At 65.1% G+C, this 15,980-nt stretch carries 16 protein-coding genes; 8 read left to right on the top strand and 8 right to left on the bottom strand.

The genetic code is table 11. The features are described from left to right. Positions 1-119: 119 nt before the first annotated feature. The 5 genes from XI02_RS36010 (at position 120) to XI02_RS35990 (ending at position 5,389) form a co-directional block, all read left to right on the top strand. Entirely contained in the window at positions 120-1,556 is a 1,437-nt protein-coding gene (locus XI02_RS36010; RefSeq protein WP_018273452.1) for an FAD-dependent oxidoreductase, read from the top strand. A 115-nt stretch (positions 1,557-1,671) separates the two neighbouring features. Further along, a complete protein-coding gene (locus XI02_RS36005; RefSeq protein WP_370169439.1) occupies positions 1,672-2,583 on the top strand; it encodes a TauD/TfdA dioxygenase family protein in 912 nt (303 codons plus the stop codon). A 25-nt stretch (positions 2,584-2,608) separates the two neighbouring features. Beyond that, positions 2,609-3,664 (top strand): ABC transporter substrate-binding protein, encoded by a 1,056-nt coding sequence (locus XI02_RS36000; RefSeq protein ID WP_069277062.1) that lies wholly within the window; start codon positions 2,609-2,611, stop codon positions 3,662-3,664. Then, positions 3,661-4,527, top strand: a complete 867-nt coding sequence (locus XI02_RS35995; RefSeq protein ID WP_172647007.1) for an ABC transporter ATP-binding protein — start codon at positions 3,661-3,663, stop codon at positions 4,525-4,527. Before XI02_RS36000 ends, XI02_RS35995 begins: the two co-directional genes overlap by 4 nt. Next, on the top strand, positions 4,520-5,389 hold the full coding sequence (locus tag XI02_RS35990; RefSeq protein WP_172647008.1) for an ABC transporter permease: 870 nt from the start codon (positions 4,520-4,522) through the stop codon (positions 5,387-5,389). The genes XI02_RS35995 and XI02_RS35990 overlap by 8 nt, the downstream gene beginning before the upstream one ends. A gap of 9 nt (positions 5,390-5,398) precedes the next feature. Here the strand turns inward: XI02_RS35990 and epsC are convergent, their stop codons facing one another. The 6 genes from epsC to XI02_RS35960 all read right to left on the bottom strand — a co-directional run bounded on the left by epsC (position 5,399) and on the right by XI02_RS35960 (position 10,846). Beyond that, on the bottom strand, positions 5,399-6,178 hold the full coding sequence (gene epsC / locus XI02_RS35985) for a serine O-acetyltransferase EpsC (protein WP_246783597.1): 780 nt from the start codon (positions 6,176-6,178) through the stop codon (positions 5,399-5,401). A 192-nt stretch (positions 6,179-6,370) separates the two neighbouring features. Beyond that, entirely contained in the window at positions 6,371-6,943 is a 573-nt protein-coding gene (locus XI02_RS35980) for a flavin reductase family protein (protein WP_016840141.1), read from the bottom strand. 138 nt (positions 6,944-7,081) lie between these two features. Further along, positions 7,082-8,311, bottom strand: a complete 1,230-nt coding sequence (locus tag XI02_RS35975; protein ID WP_016840138.1) for an acyl-CoA dehydrogenase family protein — start codon at positions 8,309-8,311, stop codon at positions 7,082-7,084. A gap of 42 nt (positions 8,312-8,353) precedes the next feature. Continuing rightward, positions 8,354-9,358 (bottom strand): NrtA/SsuA/CpmA family ABC transporter substrate-binding protein, encoded by a 1,005-nt coding sequence (locus tag XI02_RS35970; protein ID WP_016840136.1) that lies wholly within the window; start codon positions 9,356-9,358, stop codon positions 8,354-8,356. Between the two features lie 10 nt (positions 9,359-9,368). Then, entirely contained in the window at positions 9,369-10,094 is a 726-nt protein-coding gene (locus XI02_RS35965) for an ABC transporter ATP-binding protein (protein ID WP_172647009.1), read from the bottom strand. Further along, positions 10,091-10,846, bottom strand: a complete 756-nt coding sequence (locus tag XI02_RS35960; protein ID WP_244981130.1) for an ABC transporter permease subunit — start codon at positions 10,844-10,846, stop codon at positions 10,091-10,093. The genes XI02_RS35965 and XI02_RS35960 overlap by 4 nt, the downstream gene beginning before the upstream one ends. A gap of 420 nt (positions 10,847-11,266) precedes the next feature. On the opposite strand from XI02_RS35960, the gene XI02_RS35955 reads away from it, so the two are divergent. Next, a complete protein-coding gene (locus tag XI02_RS35955; RefSeq protein ID WP_172647010.1) occupies positions 11,267-12,358 on the top strand; it encodes an LLM class flavin-dependent oxidoreductase in 1,092 nt (363 codons plus the stop codon). Between the two features lie 5 nt (positions 12,359-12,363). Here the strand turns inward: XI02_RS35955 and XI02_RS35950 are convergent, their stop codons facing one another. Then, complete coding sequence (locus tag XI02_RS35950) at positions 12,364-13,704, bottom strand: LLM class flavin-dependent oxidoreductase (protein ID WP_018273450.1); 1,341 nt, start codon at positions 13,702-13,704, stop codon at positions 12,364-12,366. A gap of 27 nt (positions 13,705-13,731) precedes the next feature. Further along, positions 13,732-14,019: a hypothetical protein gene (locus XI02_RS35945; RefSeq protein WP_141713381.1), complete on the bottom strand. Its 288-nt coding sequence runs from the start codon at positions 14,017-14,019 to the stop codon at positions 13,732-13,734. On the opposite strand from XI02_RS35945, the gene XI02_RS35940 reads away from it, so the two are divergent. Continuing rightward, positions 14,018-15,646 carry an FAD-dependent oxidoreductase gene (locus XI02_RS35940; protein WP_172647011.1) on the top strand — a complete coding sequence of 543 codons (1,629 nt, stop codon included), beginning with the start codon at positions 14,018-14,020 and terminating at the stop codon, positions 15,644-15,646. The two genes, XI02_RS35945 and XI02_RS35940, sit on opposite strands and share 2 nt — an antisense overlap. After that, positions 15,643-15,963: a ferredoxin family protein gene (locus XI02_RS35935; RefSeq protein ID WP_016840109.1), complete on the top strand. Its 321-nt coding sequence runs from the start codon at positions 15,643-15,645 to the stop codon at positions 15,961-15,963. Before XI02_RS35940 ends, XI02_RS35935 begins: the two co-directional genes overlap by 4 nt. The last annotated feature ends 17 nt before the right edge of the window (positions 15,964-15,980 follow it).

The following is a 15,980-nucleotide window of genomic DNA, read 5'->3' as shown; positions in this document are numbered from 1 at the left end:
ATGCCCGCGTTGTCCACGACGCGAACATTGCCTGCTATCGAAAACAAAGCTGGTTTCGTTTCATTGACTGAATGTCGATCGCTTTTACGATTTGCAACGTCAAAGCGAGGTGGTCATTCATGCCGCAATCCGATCCTGACAGCGTCGCCCGCGAGGCCCTCCGGCTGATCGGGGCCGACCCGCAGAACTGGGTGCCTGATCGCGACGGGATCGATCACAACGTCGTCGTGGTCGGCGGTGGCCAGTCCGGCGCGGCCTTCGCGTTTGCGTTTCGGCGCGCCGGGATCGGCGAGGTTTCGGTGATCGATGCCGCCGCCGACGCCAGCAAGGCCGGCGTGTGGCTCACGAGCGCGCGAATGCACAAGCTTCGCACCCCGAAGACGCTTCCAGGTCCGGAACTCGGTCTGCCCGGTCTCGGTTTCCAGGCATGGTATGAAGCGCGCCATGGCACGGCGGCCTTTGACGCGCTCGATCGGATTCCGCGGCTCGACTGGGCGACCTATCTCGACTGGTATCGCCGCGTGACTGGCGTCGGCATTCGTTACGGTACGCGGCTGCTCCGCATCGAGCCTGCAGCCGATCATCTGCGGGTACATCTGGAGCGGAGCGGGGTCACGACCATCGAGACCACGCGCAAGCTGGTGCTCGCAACCGGTTTTGCGGGTAGCGGGGGCGCTTATGTCCCTGACGTGCTGCGGGCCCTGCCGAAGCGATTCCATGCGCATACTTCGGAGAAGATCGATTTCAGGACGCTGCGTGGTCTCTCCGTTGCGGTGCTCGGGAGTGCTGCGTCGGCGTTCGATGCGGCGGCCGCGGCCCTTGAGGCCGGAGCGCGCGACGTTCATCTGTTTGCGCGCCGGGAGAGCTTGGCCGCGTTGCCGGTCATTCGGATCCGCGGCTACCCGGGAGCCTATGACAATTATGGCAGCCTGCCCGACGCGGTGCGCTGGCATCAGGCGAGCCGATTCAGGCAGGCTGGATCGACCCCGCCGCCGGATGCGATCTCGCGCGCGGTCGCCTTTCCCAATTTTCATCTGCATCTGGGCGCGCCGTGGACCTCGGCACAATTGAAAGGGGTACGGCCGGTCGCCATCACTCCGCAGGGCGAGATCGCGTTCGATTTCGCGATTGCGGGGACCGGGTATTCCGTCGATTTGGGCGCGCAGTCAGAGCTCGGCGATTTCGCCGACGAAATCCTGCTGTGGCGAGATCGCTTCGTGCCGCCTGACGGCGAAAAGGACGATAGCTTGGCAGCCTATCCCTATCTCGGGTCCGGGCACGAGTATCTGGAGAAAGTTCCGGGCCGCGCGCCGTATCTGAAGGACATTCACGTCTTCAACCCTGCAGCATTTGTCAGCTTCGGCTTGCCGATCGGCGACGTTCCAAGCTTCAAGCGCGACATTCCGGGGATCACGGCCAGGATCAGCCGCGATCTGTTCCTGGCCGACCTCGCATCTCACGAGGCGCGCATCAACGGAGAGATCGCGGAGGATTTCACCGCCGAGCTCTATGCGCCGGCTGTCTGGCGGCCGCCGCAGCCCGCCGCGGCGGAATAGCGAGGATCACGACCACATCATTCATCTCCGCCGTCGTTTCCGCGACCGGCGCATGGCGGAGCCTTGTCCAGGGGATCGCGGCGACGAGACCAACATCGTGAGCAACACGACCACCATCGACAACGTCATTCCGCGCGCCGACATCGTCAAGCGCGCTGCTCGGCTTGGTGCCGAGATCAAGAATGTGAAGCTGTCGGGTGACCTTCCCGGCGCGCTCATCCGTGCCATCAACCAGGTGCTGCTCGAGCACAAGGTGATCTTCTTTCGCGACCAGGAGCACCTCGACGACGCCGAGCAGGAGCGCTTCGCGGTCAGGCTCGGCAAACTGGTACCGCATCCGACCATCGGCCCGAGCAAGGGCACGTCGTCGATCCTCGAGCTGGATTCGGGGCGTGGTGGTGGCCGCGCCGACCAATGGCATACCGACGTCACCTTCGTCGATGCCTATCCGAAGATCTCGGTGCTGCGCGGCGTGGTGATTCCGCCCTATGGCGGTGACACAGTCTGGTCGAACACGGCGGCCGCCTATTTCGATCTGCCGGCACCACTGCGCAAGCTCGCCGACGAGCTCTGGGCGATTCACAGCAATGCCTATGATTACGCGGTGAAGTCTCGCGCCACCGACGCCGACAGAAAGCATTTCGACGAGGTATTCACCGGGACGATCTATGAGACCGAGCATCCGGTCGTGCGCGTTCATCCCGAAACGGGCGAGCACACGCTGGTGCTCGGCAATTTCGTTCAGCGCTTTGTCGGCCTGCCGAAATATGACGGCCAGAAGCTGTTCGATCTGTTCCAGTCTCACATCACGGCTCCCGAGAACACCGTGCGCTGGAGCTGGCGGGCCGGAGACGTCGCGATCTGGGACAATCGCGCGACCCAGCATTACGCCGTCAATGACTACGGCGATCAGCATCGCGTGGTGCGCCGCGCCACCATCGATGGCGAGGTTCCAGTCAGCGTCGACGGCCGCCACAGCGTGACGCGGATCAAATCGCCGAAGCCGCACCCGGCGAAGGCAGCCTGAGCATGTCGCCTATTGGAGCAACACCATGAATGCCATCGTTCGAATTCTGCGCGCGCGGCGAGCCGCTGCGCGCCGGGCGGCGCGATTGCTGCTGGCCGGCGCCTTTGCGTTGGGCCTGATCGCTCCGGCCTTCGCCGAGCCACCGCTCGAGAAGACCGAGATCCGCTATCAAGGCTGGGCCGGGCAGGTGACGTTCACCGAGCTCGCCGAGGACCTCGGCTACCTCGCGCCCCTCAAGCTCAAATGGGTTGGCAACACCATCAGCGGACCGCAGGACATCCAGACCGTCGTCACCGGCGACATCGACGTCGGCGGCGCTTTCTACGGCGCGATCATCAAGTTGATCGCGGCCAAGGCGCCGATCAAGGCGGTGGTCGGCTATTACGGTTCCGACGCGAACACCTATTACGGCTACTATGTGAAGGATGACAGTCCGATCAAGACTGCCCGCGACCTGATCGGCAAGAAGGTCGCGGTCAATACGCTTGGCGCCCATCTGGAGTTCGTGCTGCGAGAGTATCTGGCGCGGAACGGCCTTGGCGCCGGCGAGGCCAAGCAGGTGACATTGGTGGCGGTTCCACCCGTCACCGGCGAGCAGGCGTTGCGGCAAGGGCAGGTCGAGGTGAGCGCGCTCAGCGGCGTGTTGCGCGACAAGGCGCTGGAGCGTGGCGGGATCCGCTCGCTCTTCAACGATACCGATCTGTTCGGACAGTTCACCGGCGGTGCCTATGTGCTGCGGGAGAAGTTCATCAAGGACAATCCGAACACCGCCCGCAAGCTGGTTGAGGGGATTTCGCGCGCCATCCAATGGGCGCAGACGACGCCGCCCGATGAAGTGCGGGCCCGTTTCGACCGGATCATCGCGGAGCGCAAACGCAACGAGGATGCCTCCTCGATCAAGTACTGGAAGAGCACCGGCGTCGCGTCCAGGGGCGGCGTGATCTCGGATGCCGAGCTGCAGGTCTGGATCGACTGGCTGGTCAAGGACGGCCTGCTCAAGCCGGGCCAGATCAAGGCTTCGGACACCTACACCAACGAGTTCAACTATTTCCGTCCCGGAAAGACGGCGGAGGCGCGATGACGTCGGTCAAGATTAGCTTCGAGAATGTCCGCAAAGAGTTCGTCACCCGAGGCGAAGGGGGCCGGCCGGCGGGCCATTTCACCGCGCTCGAGGACATCACGTTCGACGTCAGCGCCGGCGAATTCCTCGCCCTGGTCGGTCCAAGCGGTTGCGGCAAGTCGACATTGCTCGATCTGCTCGGCGGGCTCGCAACGCCGACCAGCGGCCGCATCCTGCTCGATGGTCGGCCGATCGTCGGGCCTGGACGCGACCGCGGCGTCGTGTTCCAGCAGTATGCGCTGTTTCCATGGCGCACTGCCGCGCAGAATGTCGAGTTCGGGCTCGACATTGCCGGCCTCAAGCCGAAGCAGCGCGGGGAGATCGCGCGGCACTTTCTCGACCTTGTGGGGCTGTCCGGTTTTGCCGACCGTTATCCGCACGAGCTTTCCGGCGGTATGAAGCAGCGTGTCGCGATCGCGCGGAGCCTGGCCTACGATCCAGAAGTGCTGCTGATGGACGAGCCGTTCGCTGCGCTCGATGCCCAGACGCGCGAAACGCTGCAGGGCGAGCTGCTGCGGATCTGGCGTGCCACCGGCAAGACCATCATCTTCATCACCCATGGCATCGACGAGGCGGTCGTGCTCGGCCAGCGCGTGGCGGTCATGACGTCGCGTCCGGGCCGGATCAAAGAGATCGTCGACATCCCCGCGGCCTTGCGCAGCGAAGCCGAGGATGTGCGCTCGTTGCCGGAATTCGGCCGCGTGCGCCATGAGATCTGGAGCCTGCTCCGCGAGGAGGTGCAGAAGGCGCAGCAGGGGCAATCGGCGGGTAGGGTCAGCGCAGGCCGTGTCGAGCGTGAAGTAGAGGAAGTCGCTCATGTCTAGCCTGGAGATGCTGACATTGCTGGAGCTCGCGCATGGGCGGCGAGACGAGCACGCGCCGGCAGCGCGGTCACCGCTGGTGAGCGCGGTCCGCGCCGCGACCCGCGGTCTGGCAGCTTTCGGGCGCCGCTCCCTGCTGTTGATCGCCCTTCTGGCGATCTGGGAGGCCGCGCCCAGGCTCGGCTTGATCGACGCGGTGTTTCTGCCGCCCTTCTCTCATGTCATCGCCGCAGGCTGGCAGCTCGCGCAAACCGGCGAACTCTATGACGACGCCTCCGCGAGCCTGCTCCGCGCCCTGAGCGGGTTTCTGGTGTCGGTCGTGCTGTTCGTCCCGCTCGGGCTGGCCGTCGGCTGGTACACAAGGCTCGGCGATCTCCTAAACCAGTTCATCGAGATTTGCCGCAATACTGCGCCGCTCGCGCTGTTGCCGGTGTTCATCCTGCTGCTTGGCATCGGCGAGCTCTCGAAGGTCACGATGGTGGTCTATAGCTGCGCCTGGCCGCTGCTGCTCAACACCATCGCCGCGGTGAAGCAGGTCGATCCGCTCTTGATCAAGTCGGCGCGGACCATGGGCGCGACCCCGCAGCAGCTGTTCCGCAAGGTGATCCTTCCGGCGGCGCTGCCGACGATCTTTGTCGGCATTCGCCTCGCCAGTGCGTCAGCCATGCTGGTGCTGGTCGCATCCGAGATGGTCGGCGCCAAGGCCGGTCTCGGCTATCTTATCATCAACAGCCAGTACAGCTTCCTGATCCCGCAGATGTATTTCGGCATAATCGGGATCACCGTGATCGGGCTGGCATTCAATGCCGTCCTGGAGGCGTTGGAACGGCGCTTGATGCGATGGAAGGCACAGGTTGCGGCGTGAGGCCGTGGTTCAGGCGCCGCTCGGACTGTTTCGTGCGGTGGCCTGCGTCACAATGCTGTTCGGCGGCACGTCCTTGGTCAGCCAGACGTTGCCGCCGACGGTCGACCCGCGGCCGATCGTGATCCGGCCGAGTACGGTTGCGCCGGCGTAGATCACAACGTCATCCTCAACGATCGGATGGCGGGCGTCGCCCTTGATCACATGGCCCTCGTCGTCGGTCGGGAAATGCCGCGCGCCGAGCGTGACCGCCTGATAAACTCGGACGTTGTTGCCGATGATGGCGGTTTCGCCGATCACGACGCCGGTGCCGTGATCGATGAAGAAGCCGGAGCCGATCCGAGCGCCGGGATGAATATCGATGCCGGTCCTTGTGTGGGCGATCTCCGACATCAGGCGCGCCACCAGCCGCGCGCCGATCTGGTAAAGCAGATGCGCAAGGCGATGGTGGATGATGGCGGTCATCCCGGGATAGCCGATCAGGATCTCGGGAAAATTCCGCGCCGCCGGGTCTCCAACGAATGCCGCCCGCAGATCGTTGATCAGAAGTCCGCGGACCGACGGCAGTTGGGTGGCGAATGCGCGTGTCAGCTCGATCGCCTCTTCGTGCGCAAAGCCCGGCTCCAGCTCGTCGCCAACGAACAGCGCGCCGCGATGGATCTGCGCGCTGAGCGAATCCAATGCTGTGCTCAGCGTATTGCCGACGAAATAGTCGATGTTCTCGCCGTCGAGGTCCGATTGGCCGTAGTGGCGCGGAAACAGCGCCTCGGTGAGGCCATCCAGGATCGCCACCAACGCGTCGCGCGAGGGGCACGGCGAGCCTCGCCGTCTTGCCGAATGCTGTGGGTCTCCTCCCGCGACGTGCGCAACTCGGCCACGATCCGGTCGAGCTGCCAGCGACCTGGTGGTCTGCTGACCGCGCCGGCCGTTGACGGAGGCGATGCTGGCGGCAATTCGCGTTTCATGCTGCACCCTTTGTCTGTCCTAACGGACATGCGCCAGAGGAATGCTGACTTCGGCCAAGAGGTCGAGATCGGCCTCGTGATCGATCTGGACATACTGTCCGTTCCAGTAGGTGAGGCCGGACAGCCGATGCGACAATTCCATGCTGGCAAGGCGGCCCACGATGATGCCGTGGGAATGCCGCTCGATGATCTCCTCGACCTGGCATTCGATCATCGCAAGCGACCGCTGTAGCAACGGCACGCCCGAAGCTCCATGGGTCCAGTCGGTGCCTTCGAAGCGTTCCCTGCCGTTCAGCCAGCGATTGCTGAAGCGCTCGGCCAAGGCCTGCTGGTCGGAGCCGAGGATGTTGACGCCGAACAGCCGATGGCGGGCGATCGGTGCGAAGGACGATGCCTGCCGGTTGATGCTGACCAACAATCGGGGTGGGCTGGCGCTGAGTGACGTCAGCGAGGTCACCGTCATGCCGGTGACCTCCTCACCCTGTCCTGCGGTGATGATGCAAACGCCGCCGGGGAGGCGGCGCATGACAAGGCGAAATTGACGCTCGATCTCGTGGTCGGCGTCCACAAGATGAATATCCGGCTTGCTCATCGGGATTCTCCCTTGCATTGCCTCGCCGGATTGGACCTCGCCAGAGCGCTTTCGAGCGAAGTGGATACCGGTTCGCGTGAAGAAAACGCATCAAAACAGCAATCCAGAGCTCCGTGCCGATTCGATCGGAACGGAGCCCTAGAAGAAGCCCTTGGCGGGTAGCGGCGTGCCGCTGATCTCGTACTGTCCGATCGAGCGCGCCTTGAAGGTGTTTGGATTGTGCGACGCCAGCGTGCGCGCGTTGCGCCAGTGGCGGTCGAAATTGGTCGCCTTCTTGGTGGCCGAGGCGCCGCCGACGTCGAACAGCAGGCTGCCGCTCCGGATCGCGAATTCGTCCGCAACGATCTTGGCCTTGGCCGACAGCAGCGCGGCCTTGTGCGCGGCATCGACTGCGTTTTCGTCGCCTGCATCGAAAGCGTCGGTGGCGGCATCGAGCGCCTCCGCGGCCGCAAGCACCACGGTCTCGGCGGCGAATGCGCCGCTGGCGATCTGGCCGATGGTCTGTTGCAGCAGCGGATCGTCCGCTGGGACCTCACTCGGCGCGTAATAGAACGTCCGCTTGCGGGTCCGCACCAGGGCGCTGGCGTCGCGCAGCACGGCGCGCGCGATGCCGGCATTGATCGCGGTCAGGAACAGCTGGGCAAATGTGTTGGAGTAGGGAATGCCATAGCCGATGTCCGGTGCATCGAATACGACCTCCTGGCGCTTGACGCGCACGTTGCGGAAGTGAGTGGTGCCGGTCGCCGTCAGCCGCTGCCCGAGACCGTCCCAGTCGTCGATGAGCTCAACGCCGTCGCGGTTGATCGGAATCAGCACGGCGGCATTGGTGGCGGATGCGTCGGCGGTGCGAACGAGGACGTAGTCCGAATACAACGTGCCGGTGCTGTAGTATTTCGTGCCGTTGAGCAGGTAGTCGTCGCCGTCGGCAGTGAGTGCCGTGTTCGGCGTGACGTTGCCGACCTTCGGCGTGTCGAGCTCGGTCGCCGCAAGCCCGATGATTGCGCCGTCGGCGACTGCCTTCTGCCATTGCCTGTGCTGATCGTCCTTCGGCCGGCGCACCACGCGTTCGACGACGCTGAAATGGTTGCGCAGGATATGCGCGACATTGGCGTCGGCTTCGCCGAGACCGATGACGATCTCGAACAATGCGCGAATTGACAGGCCGGCACCGCCGGCTTCGATCGGTAGCCGCAACGCGCCGAGGCGGGCCTTGCGAACAAGATCGACTTGCGCGAACGGCAGGACGCGCTCGCGTTCGCGGTCGGCGGCGCCTTCCGCGATGCAGCCAAGCAGCGCGTCGATATCGGGCGCGTGGCTGCGGAGGCGGTCGGAAGGTTCCAGCGAGGTAGCGGATAAGGGCTTGTTCATTGGTATCACCCGAATGGCGTTGATTGATAGGACGGCTGCTGATCAGACCTGGGCCAAATGGTCGGTGACCTTGATCGGCTCCGGGAGCACCTTGCGCGCGACCAACCAGTCGGCGGCCCGTTGCAGTTCGGCGAGGAAGTTTTCGTCGTTGGCGGCGAAGTAGCGATACTGCCGGTTCAGCGCGATGAACTGGTCGCGGACCTGGTCGCTGTATTTGCCGGCCTTCTGCGCGATGTATTCGGCATCCTTGCTGTTCGCGGAGATCCACTTGCCTTCGGCGCGGAAGGCATCATTGACGGCCCGGACCAGCGCGGGATTGTCGGTCGCGAATTTTCGGGTGGTCAGGTAGGACGTGTAGTCGATCTGGAACTCGAGATCGCGACCTTCCAGAAAGATGTCGTGCGCCTTGTATTCGAGCCGCGCAATGTCGACGCCCGGGCTCCACATCGACCAGGCGTCGACCTTCCCGGAGGCCAGCGCCGGCGCTGCGTCCGGCGGGTTGAGATAGACGAACGTCACCTTGGAGCGGTCGACCTTGTGCTTCTCGAGCGCCGCAACCAGCAGGAATTCGCCGAGACCCGAACGGTTCACCGCCACCGACTTGCCGACGAGATCCTCGACCTTGTTTATGCCGGAGTCATCCCGCGCGATGATCGCAGTGGTGCGCGGCTCGTAGACCACGAATTGCGTGAACACCAGCGGTGAGCCGGCGATGATCGCGGCGAGTGCCGGCGTCGTGCTGCCGCCGAAGCTGAAATCGGCGCTGCCGCCGGTCACAGCCTGCAGCGTCGGTGCATGATTGGGGAACGGCCCGAGCCAATCGACCTTGATGCCGTCCCTGGCCAGCAGCTTCTCGAACTCGCCGCGCTCCTTGGCGATCAGATTGAGGCCGCTCAAACCCCAGGTCAGACGCACCGTGTCGGTGACGCGGCCGGTCGCCGCATGTGCCGGCCCGGACAGGTCAAGGCCAGCAAGCGCGCCGATGCCGAAAGCGGCACCGCCAAGGAAACTGCGACGGGTGGGGTTGGTGAACCGTGGGATAGACATCGATTGGTCCTCAGGCAGGAATGGGGTGAGAGGTGCCGACGCCGAGCTCCGCCAGCAGCTCGGCGCGGCCGATCGGCGCTGCGCCGTTACGTTTCATGCGATGCTCGAACGCGATCCGGCCTTCGCGCATCACCAGGATGCGGTCGGCGAGCGCGATCGCCTCGTCGACGTCGTGGGTGACCAGAAGAACGCCGGGCCGATGGGCGGCGACCAGCTCGCGCACCAGATCGTGCATGCGAATGCGGGTCAGCGCGTCGAGCGCGGCAAAGGGCTCATCGAGCAAGAGCAGCTCGGGCTCCTGCACCAGCGCGCGCGCCAGCGCCACGCGCTGCGCCTGGCCGCCCGAGAGGTTGCGCGGCCAGTCATCGAGACGGCCGCCGAGTCCGACCTCGGTTAGCGCGGTGGCGGCGCGCTGACGGGCGTCGCTCGCATTGAGGCCGAGCGCGACGTTGCGCCACAGACTGTCCCACGGTAGCAGCCGGTGCTCCTGGAAAACGACGGCCGGCCGCCGTGGTGCCGTGATGCGCCCGCCGTCGATCGCATCGAGGCCGGCCAGCGCCCGCAGCAGCGTGGTCTTGCCGCACCCGCTTTCGCCGAGCAGGACGACGAACTCGCCGCGCTCGATGCGCAGGTTGAGGTTCTCGATCACCACGCGGCTGCCATAGGCGCGATGCAGTCCCGTCACCACGACGGCCGGCGCAATCGCGGCCGGTGAGAGCACGGCGTGCAGCGTCATCGCGCGCCTCCATAGTTGGGATGCCAGGCCAATAGCCGTCGCTCCAGAGCGCGCGCGATGCCGTCGGCGGCGACGCCGATCAGCGCATAGATCACGATCGTCAGCACGATCACGTCGGTGCGCAGGAATTCGCGCGCATCCATGGCGAGAAAGCCGATGCCGGACTGGGCGCCGATGGTCTCCGCGACCACCAGTGCCAGCCATGCGGTTGCCAGCGCATAGCGCACACCGGTCAGGATCGAGGGCAACGCGCCGGGCAGGATGACGCGCCGGATCAGCTCGAATGTCCCGAGGCCCTGGACGCGGCCGAGCTCGAGCAGCTTCGGGTCGACCTGCCGGATACCCAGCGTGGTGTTGATGTAGATCGGGAAGGCGACGCCGAGCGCGACCAGGAAAATCTTCTGGGCTTCGCCGACGCCGAGCCAGACGATCACCAGCGGCAGCGCGGCGAGAAACGGGATCGCGCGGATCATCTGGATGCTGCGGTCGATCGCGGCCTCCGCGATCCGCGAGAAACCCACGAGGATGCCGAGCGCGAATCCAACGCTGCCGCCGATCGCAAAGCCGGCCGTTGCGCGCAGCAGGCTGACGCCGAGATCGTTCAGCAGGCTTCCGTACGTCGCAAGCCTGAATGCCGTCCGGACCACCTTGCTCGGTGCCGGCAGCACCTGCGGCGAGAGCCAACCGGCCTGCGCCAGCAATTCCCAGACGATCAGAAGTACGACCGGGGCGAGCCACGACAGCAGCAGCATGCCACGCCGGCCGATCTCCACTCGTGCCTTCCGGGACGGCGATGCGGTTTGATCGCTGCGCGGCGTTGAATCAAACGCGATTGATGACGCAGCCTGTTCGAGGTTGCTCAAGTTTGTTCTGTCCTCGTCCAACATTGCGCGCGAGCCTCATTGATCGCGCGCGGCATAGTCCGCCGTTCTCTCGATCGACGGTTCGTCGTCGTTCGAAAAGGCGCGCGGCTCATGCGACGCAAACTGTCCCACGAATTTTCTCGAACAGAAATAGAGCCGTATTCCAATTGTCGCTGCGTCCGGAGTTTTCTGGTTTATCGGCGCGCGCGGCGCGGCAAGGATAATCTTTTGATGCGCCGCGGCTTGATCTGCCGCCGTGCTTCTTTGAAAACACGCCGACGTAACGTCAGGGAAATCGGAGACACCGGCATGTCGACACGACCGCTTCGCTTTGGCATCTGGGCGCTGGTCCATGGTTCGCGCGCGGCCTATCAGGATCCGGAGGAGCCGTATGACGCATCGTGGGAGCGCAATCGCGACCTCGTGCTTGCCGCCGAAGCGCTGGGCTACGATTCCACCTTGATCGCGCAGCACACCATCAATCCGCATCAGGAGGATCTCGATCAGCTCGAGGCCTGGAGCGCGGCGGCGGCCGTTGCGGCATTGACCAGCCGGATCGAGATCATCGCGGCCATCAAGCCCTATCTCTATCACCCGGTGGTTCTGGCCAAGCTCGCGCTCGGGATCGAGAACATCAGCCGCGGACGCTTCGCGATCAACCTGGTCAATGCCTGGAACCGGCCCGAGCTCGACAAGGCCGGCATCGGCTTTGCCGAGCACGATGCCCGTTACGCCTATGGCCGCGAGTGGATCACGATTGTCTCGCGCCTGATGCAGGGCGAGCGGTTGACCTACAAGGGCGAGCATTTCGACGTCCGCGATTATCTGCTGCGGCCGACGAGCCTCCACCGACCGCGACCGTTGGTCTATGTCGGCGGCGAGTCCGAACCGGCGCGCGCTTTGGTCGCCGACCACGGCGACGTCTGGTTCATCAACGGTCAGCCGCTCGAGGATGTCGCGGGCCTCATTGCCGACGTGGCGGCACGGCCGCGGAGTTCGGCGCCGCTTCGCTTCGGGCTGTCCGCCTTCGTCATCGCGCGCCGGACGCAGGCCGAGGCCCAGGCCGCCTATGAGCGGCTGCTGGAGCTGTCGCGGAAGGACGCCTCGATGAAGGCGATCCGGCGGCAGAACACCGATCCGAAGGTGGTGATGATGCAGACCATGCAGAAGTCGGAGCGGGTCGGCAGCAACGGCGGCACCGCTGCCGGGCTGGTCGGCAGTTATGATGACGTGGCCGCCCGGATCCGGGCGTTCCATGCCGCGGGCATCGAGTTGTTCATGCTGCAGTTCCAGCCTTTCGAGGCCGAGATGGAGCGCTTTGCGAAGGAGATCATCCCGCGCGTCCGCGCAGCGTCATCTGTTGCGAATGATACGCGAGCACTGCTGGCGGGTTCGCAGTAGCTGCGTCACGCGGTTGCGGCGGCTTCCGTCTGACGCGCAAAGCGGCTGATCGGCCGAGGCAAGCCAAAATGCTCACGCAAGGTGGTGCCGGCGTAATTGGTTCGGAACAGACCGCGGCGCTGCAGGATCGGCACCACGCTGTCGACGAAGATTTCGAGCCCCGTCGGCAACACGTCGGGCATCAGATTGAATCCGTCGGCCGCGCCAGCCCTGAACCAGGCCTCGATGTCGGTGGCGATCTGCTCGGGCGTGCCGACGATGATGCGGTGTCCGACCCCACCGCCGAGTGCCCGCAACAACTGCCGGACGGTGAGGTTGCCGCGGCGCGCAATGTTCACCGTGCCCTGGAACATGGTGTGGTTGGCGTTGGACGGCAGTGGCAGTGGATCGGGTAGCGGCTTGTCGAGCTCTAGAATCGCAGAATCGACCTGCAAGGTGCCCGCGAGACGCGCCAGGCTGTACTCGATCGGAACCAGCTCCCACAGCTCATCCTGCCGCCGTTTCGCCTCGGCTTCGGTGCTGCCGATCACGGTGGCAAGGCCCGGCAGGATGACGATGGAGTCGCCGGCGCGGCCGTAGGCCGCAGCGCGGGCGCGCAGGTCGCGCGCATAGGCGACGCCTTCCTCGATCGTCTGGGCCAGCGTGAACACGGCTTCGGCCTGCGCGGCAGCGAGGTCACGGCCGTCGCTCGAGCCGCCGGCCTGCACGGTCACCGGGCGGCCCTGCGGCGAACGCGGCACGTTGAGCGGACCGGCCACGGAGTAATGGGCGCCGCGATGCCCGATCGGATGAACCTTCGACGTATCGACAAATCGCGCCGACGACTTGTCGCCGACAAAGGCGTCGTCCTCCCAACTGTCCCACAGTGCATGGACGACCTCGGCGAACTCCTTGGCGCGCTCGTAGCGGGCCTTGTGCTCCAGCACGTGGCTGAGGCCGAAATTTCGGCTGGCCGACGCGTCGGCCGTGGTTACGGCATTCCAGCCGGCGCGGCCGCCGCTCGCCAGGTCCAGGGTCGCGAAGCGGCGCGCGATGTTGTAGGGCTCGTTGTAGGTGGTCGAGGCGGTCGCGATCAACCCGACATGGCTGGTCGCCGCGGCCACCGATGCCAGCACGATCGTCGGTTCCATCGACATGAAGGAACGGTAGTCGATGCGGTCAGTGATCGCCGGCGTGTCGGCAAGGAAGATCGCATCGAGCTTGCCGCGCTCGGCGATCTCAGCCACGCGCACATAATGGCTGACGTCGAAGCAGGCGCGAGGATCGCTTTCGGGCAGCCGCCACGCCGACGCATAGACGCCGGAGTGCAACAGGTTGACATTGAGGTGAAGCTGACGATCGGACATGGCGGCCACGCATTGAGGTGAGACGATTCACGAAATATCGCCTGTCTGGTCGCATGAAAACGAGCGGCCGGCGCGCGCATGCAAAAAGAAATATCCGTCTCCGCTGCGCGATCTGCGGACAAATCCGGTGTCGATCTTCTGCAATGAACGGAACGTCCTGTCCGTCGCCGCATGAATATTCTTCGGCGCGCAGCGGCGGGGGAAGCTTCGTCCAAGTCTGCGCAAATATCTGAAATTGCCAGGAAAGCCTACGCGCGTAACGATGCTGTTGCGGCGCATTGCAAGCAATCGGTGCCGCCCGGAGAACTGAACCATGACAGTCCACGAGCGACGCGCCGAACAGCGAACCGTGCCAGGCGGCTCGGTCGAATTCGACGCTGATGTGCTGGTGATCGGCGGCGGACCGGCGGGCACGTGGGCCGCGGTGAGCGCCGCGGAGCGCGGCGCGCGCGTCGTGCTCGCCGACAAGGGATTTTGCGGCACGTCGGGTGCCACCGCGGCTGCCGGCACCGGCGTCTGGTATGTCGATCCCAATCCGGCGCTGCGCGAGGCCGCGATGGCCAATCGCGAAAAGATGGGCGGGCACCTGCAGGATCGCCGCTGGATGGCGCGCGTGCTCGACCAGACCTACGAGGACAGCAATCGTCTGGCAGCCTGGGGTTACCCTTACCCGGTCGACGACAGTGGCAAGTCGCAGCGCAACTCGCTGCAGGGGCCGGAATACATGCGCCTGATGCGCAAGCGCACCAAGCAGGCCGGTGTCACCATCCTCGATCACAGCCCGGCGCTTGAGCTGCTGGTGGAGGACGACGGCTCGGTTGCGGGAGCCAGTGGCGTTCGCCGCCAGAAGCACGATCGCTGGATCGTGCGCGCCAAGGCCGTCGTCATCGCGACTGGCGGCTGTGCGTTCCTGAGCAAGACGCTGGGATCGAATGTGCTGACCGGAGACGGCTATCTGATGGCCGCGGAGGTCGGGGCCGAGTTCAGCAGCATGGAGTTCTCCAACCCTTACGCGATCTCGCCGGCGTTCGGCTCTATGACCAAGACGCTGTTCTATGGCTGGGCGACCTTCAGCTATGAGGACGGCAGTGTCGTTCCCGGTGCGGCATCCAAGGGCGGGCGATCGGCGATTGCGCGCGCGCTGCTTCAGGGACCGGTCTATGCCCGCCTCGACAAGGCCGACGACGACGTGCAGCGTCACATGCGCGCGTCGCAGCCGAATTTCTTCCTGCCGTTCGATCGCACCGGCATCGATCCCTTCAGGGAGCGTTTTCCCGTCACCTTGCGGCTCGAAGGCACCGTGCGCGGCACCGGCGGCCTTCGCATTGTCGACGACAGCTGCGCCACCAGCGTCCCGGGACTCTATGCCGCCGGCGATGCAGCGACGCGCGAATTGATCTGCGGCGGCTTCACCGGCGGCGGCAGCCACAACGCCGCCTGGGCGATGTCATCGGGGACCTGGGCCGGATCGGGCGCTGCCGGCTATGCAAGGCAGCTGGGCCCGGCACGTCAGCGACGCCTCGTCTCCGCCGGCACCGTTGCGTTTCGAAGCAGAGCGGGTCGCGCGTTTGAGCCGGCCGCGCTGGCAAAGGCAGTCCAGGACGAGGTCTATCCGTATGAGTTGAACTATTTCCGGCACGCCTCGCGTCTCGAAGGCGCGCTGGCGCGGCTCGATGCGGAATGGTCCGACGCCTCGGCGGCCGATGCGGCGAGCAAGGACGATCTGCTGCGCGCCCGTGAGAGTGCGGCCATGCTGGCGACGTCGCGCTGGATGTACCGCAGCGCGCTGGCGCGGAACGAAAGCCGCGGCATGCATCGCCGCGACGACTATCCCGATCAGGACGACCGCCAACGCCATTACGTGACGAGCGGCGGCCTCGATGAGGTCTGGACCACGGTGCGGCCGCATGCCGATGCCAGCTATGCAGAGGCCGCGGAATGATCGAGGTGATCGACGCCGAGCGCTGCACGTCCTGCGACATCTGCGTGAATGTCTGCCCCACCAATGTCTTCGACAAGACGGAGGGGATTCCGGTGATCGCCCGTCAGGGCGATTGCCAGACCTGTTTCCTCTGCGAACTGTATTGTCCCGAGGACGCGCTTTACGTGTCGCCTTATGCGGAGGAGCCTCGCCCGACCGATGTGGTCGCGCTGCGGCAGACTGCCGCGTTGGGTAGCTACCGCCGCGCGGTCGGCTGGACCGACGAGACACGCGATCTCCGCGGCATCGACCGCAGCTATCTGCTTTTTGGTCATTGAGCCCGGGCGGTGCCCGG

The organism is Bradyrhizobium sp. CCBAU 21365 (assembly GCF_015291305.1).
Classification (GTDB): domain Bacteria; phylum Pseudomonadota; class Alphaproteobacteria; order Rhizobiales; family Xanthobacteraceae; genus Bradyrhizobium; species Bradyrhizobium elkanii.
This window is presented reverse-complemented; position numbering and strand designations above follow the sequence as displayed.

Bases quoted from the DNA above. Each gene is read 5' to 3' on its own strand.
- XI02_RS35960 (WP_244981130.1), bottom strand. From the start codon at position 10,846: ATGCTGCTGCTGTCGTGGCTCGCCCCGGTCGTACTTCTGATCGTCTGG.
- XI02_RS35990 (WP_172647008.1), top strand. From the start codon at position 4,520: ATGTCTAGCCTGGAGATGCTGACATTGCTGGAGCTCGCGCATGGGCGG.
- XI02_RS35980 (WP_016840141.1), bottom strand. From the start codon at position 6,943: ATGAGCAAGCCGGATATTCATCTTGTGGACGCCGACCACGAGATCGAG.
- XI02_RS35950 (WP_018273450.1), bottom strand. From the start codon at position 13,704: ATGTCCGATCGTCAGCTTCACCTCAATGTCAACCTGTTGCACTCCGGC.
- XI02_RS35955 (WP_172647010.1), top strand. From the start codon at position 11,267: ATGTCGACACGACCGCTTCGCTTTGGCATCTGGGCGCTGGTCCATGGT.
- XI02_RS35995 (WP_172647007.1), top strand. From the start codon at position 3,661: ATGACGTCGGTCAAGATTAGCTTCGAGAATGTCCGCAAAGAGTTCGTC.
- XI02_RS35935 (WP_016840109.1), top strand. From the start codon at position 15,643: ATGATCGAGGTGATCGACGCCGAGCGCTGCACGTCCTGCGACATCTGC.
- XI02_RS35970 (WP_016840136.1), bottom strand. From the start codon at position 9,358: ATGTCTATCCCACGGTTCACCAACCCCACCCGTCGCAGTTTCCTTGGC.
- XI02_RS35945 (WP_141713381.1), bottom strand. From the start codon at position 14,019: ATGGTTCAGTTCTCCGGGCGGCACCGATTGCTTGCAATGCGCCGCAAC.
- XI02_RS35975 (WP_016840138.1), bottom strand. From the start codon at position 8,311: ATGAACAAGCCCTTATCCGCTACCTCGCTGGAACCTTCCGACCGCCTC.
- XI02_RS36000 (WP_069277062.1), top strand. From the start codon at position 2,609: ATGAATGCCATCGTTCGAATTCTGCGCGCGCGGCGAGCCGCTGCGCGC.
- XI02_RS36010 (WP_018273452.1), top strand. From the start codon at position 120: ATGCCGCAATCCGATCCTGACAGCGTCGCCCGCGAGGCCCTCCGGCTG.
- XI02_RS35965 (WP_172647009.1), bottom strand. From the start codon at position 10,094: ATGACGCTGCACGCCGTGCTCTCACCGGCCGCGATTGCGCCGGCCGTC.
- XI02_RS35940 (WP_172647011.1), top strand. From the start codon at position 14,018: ATGACAGTCCACGAGCGACGCGCCGAACAGCGAACCGTGCCAGGCGGC.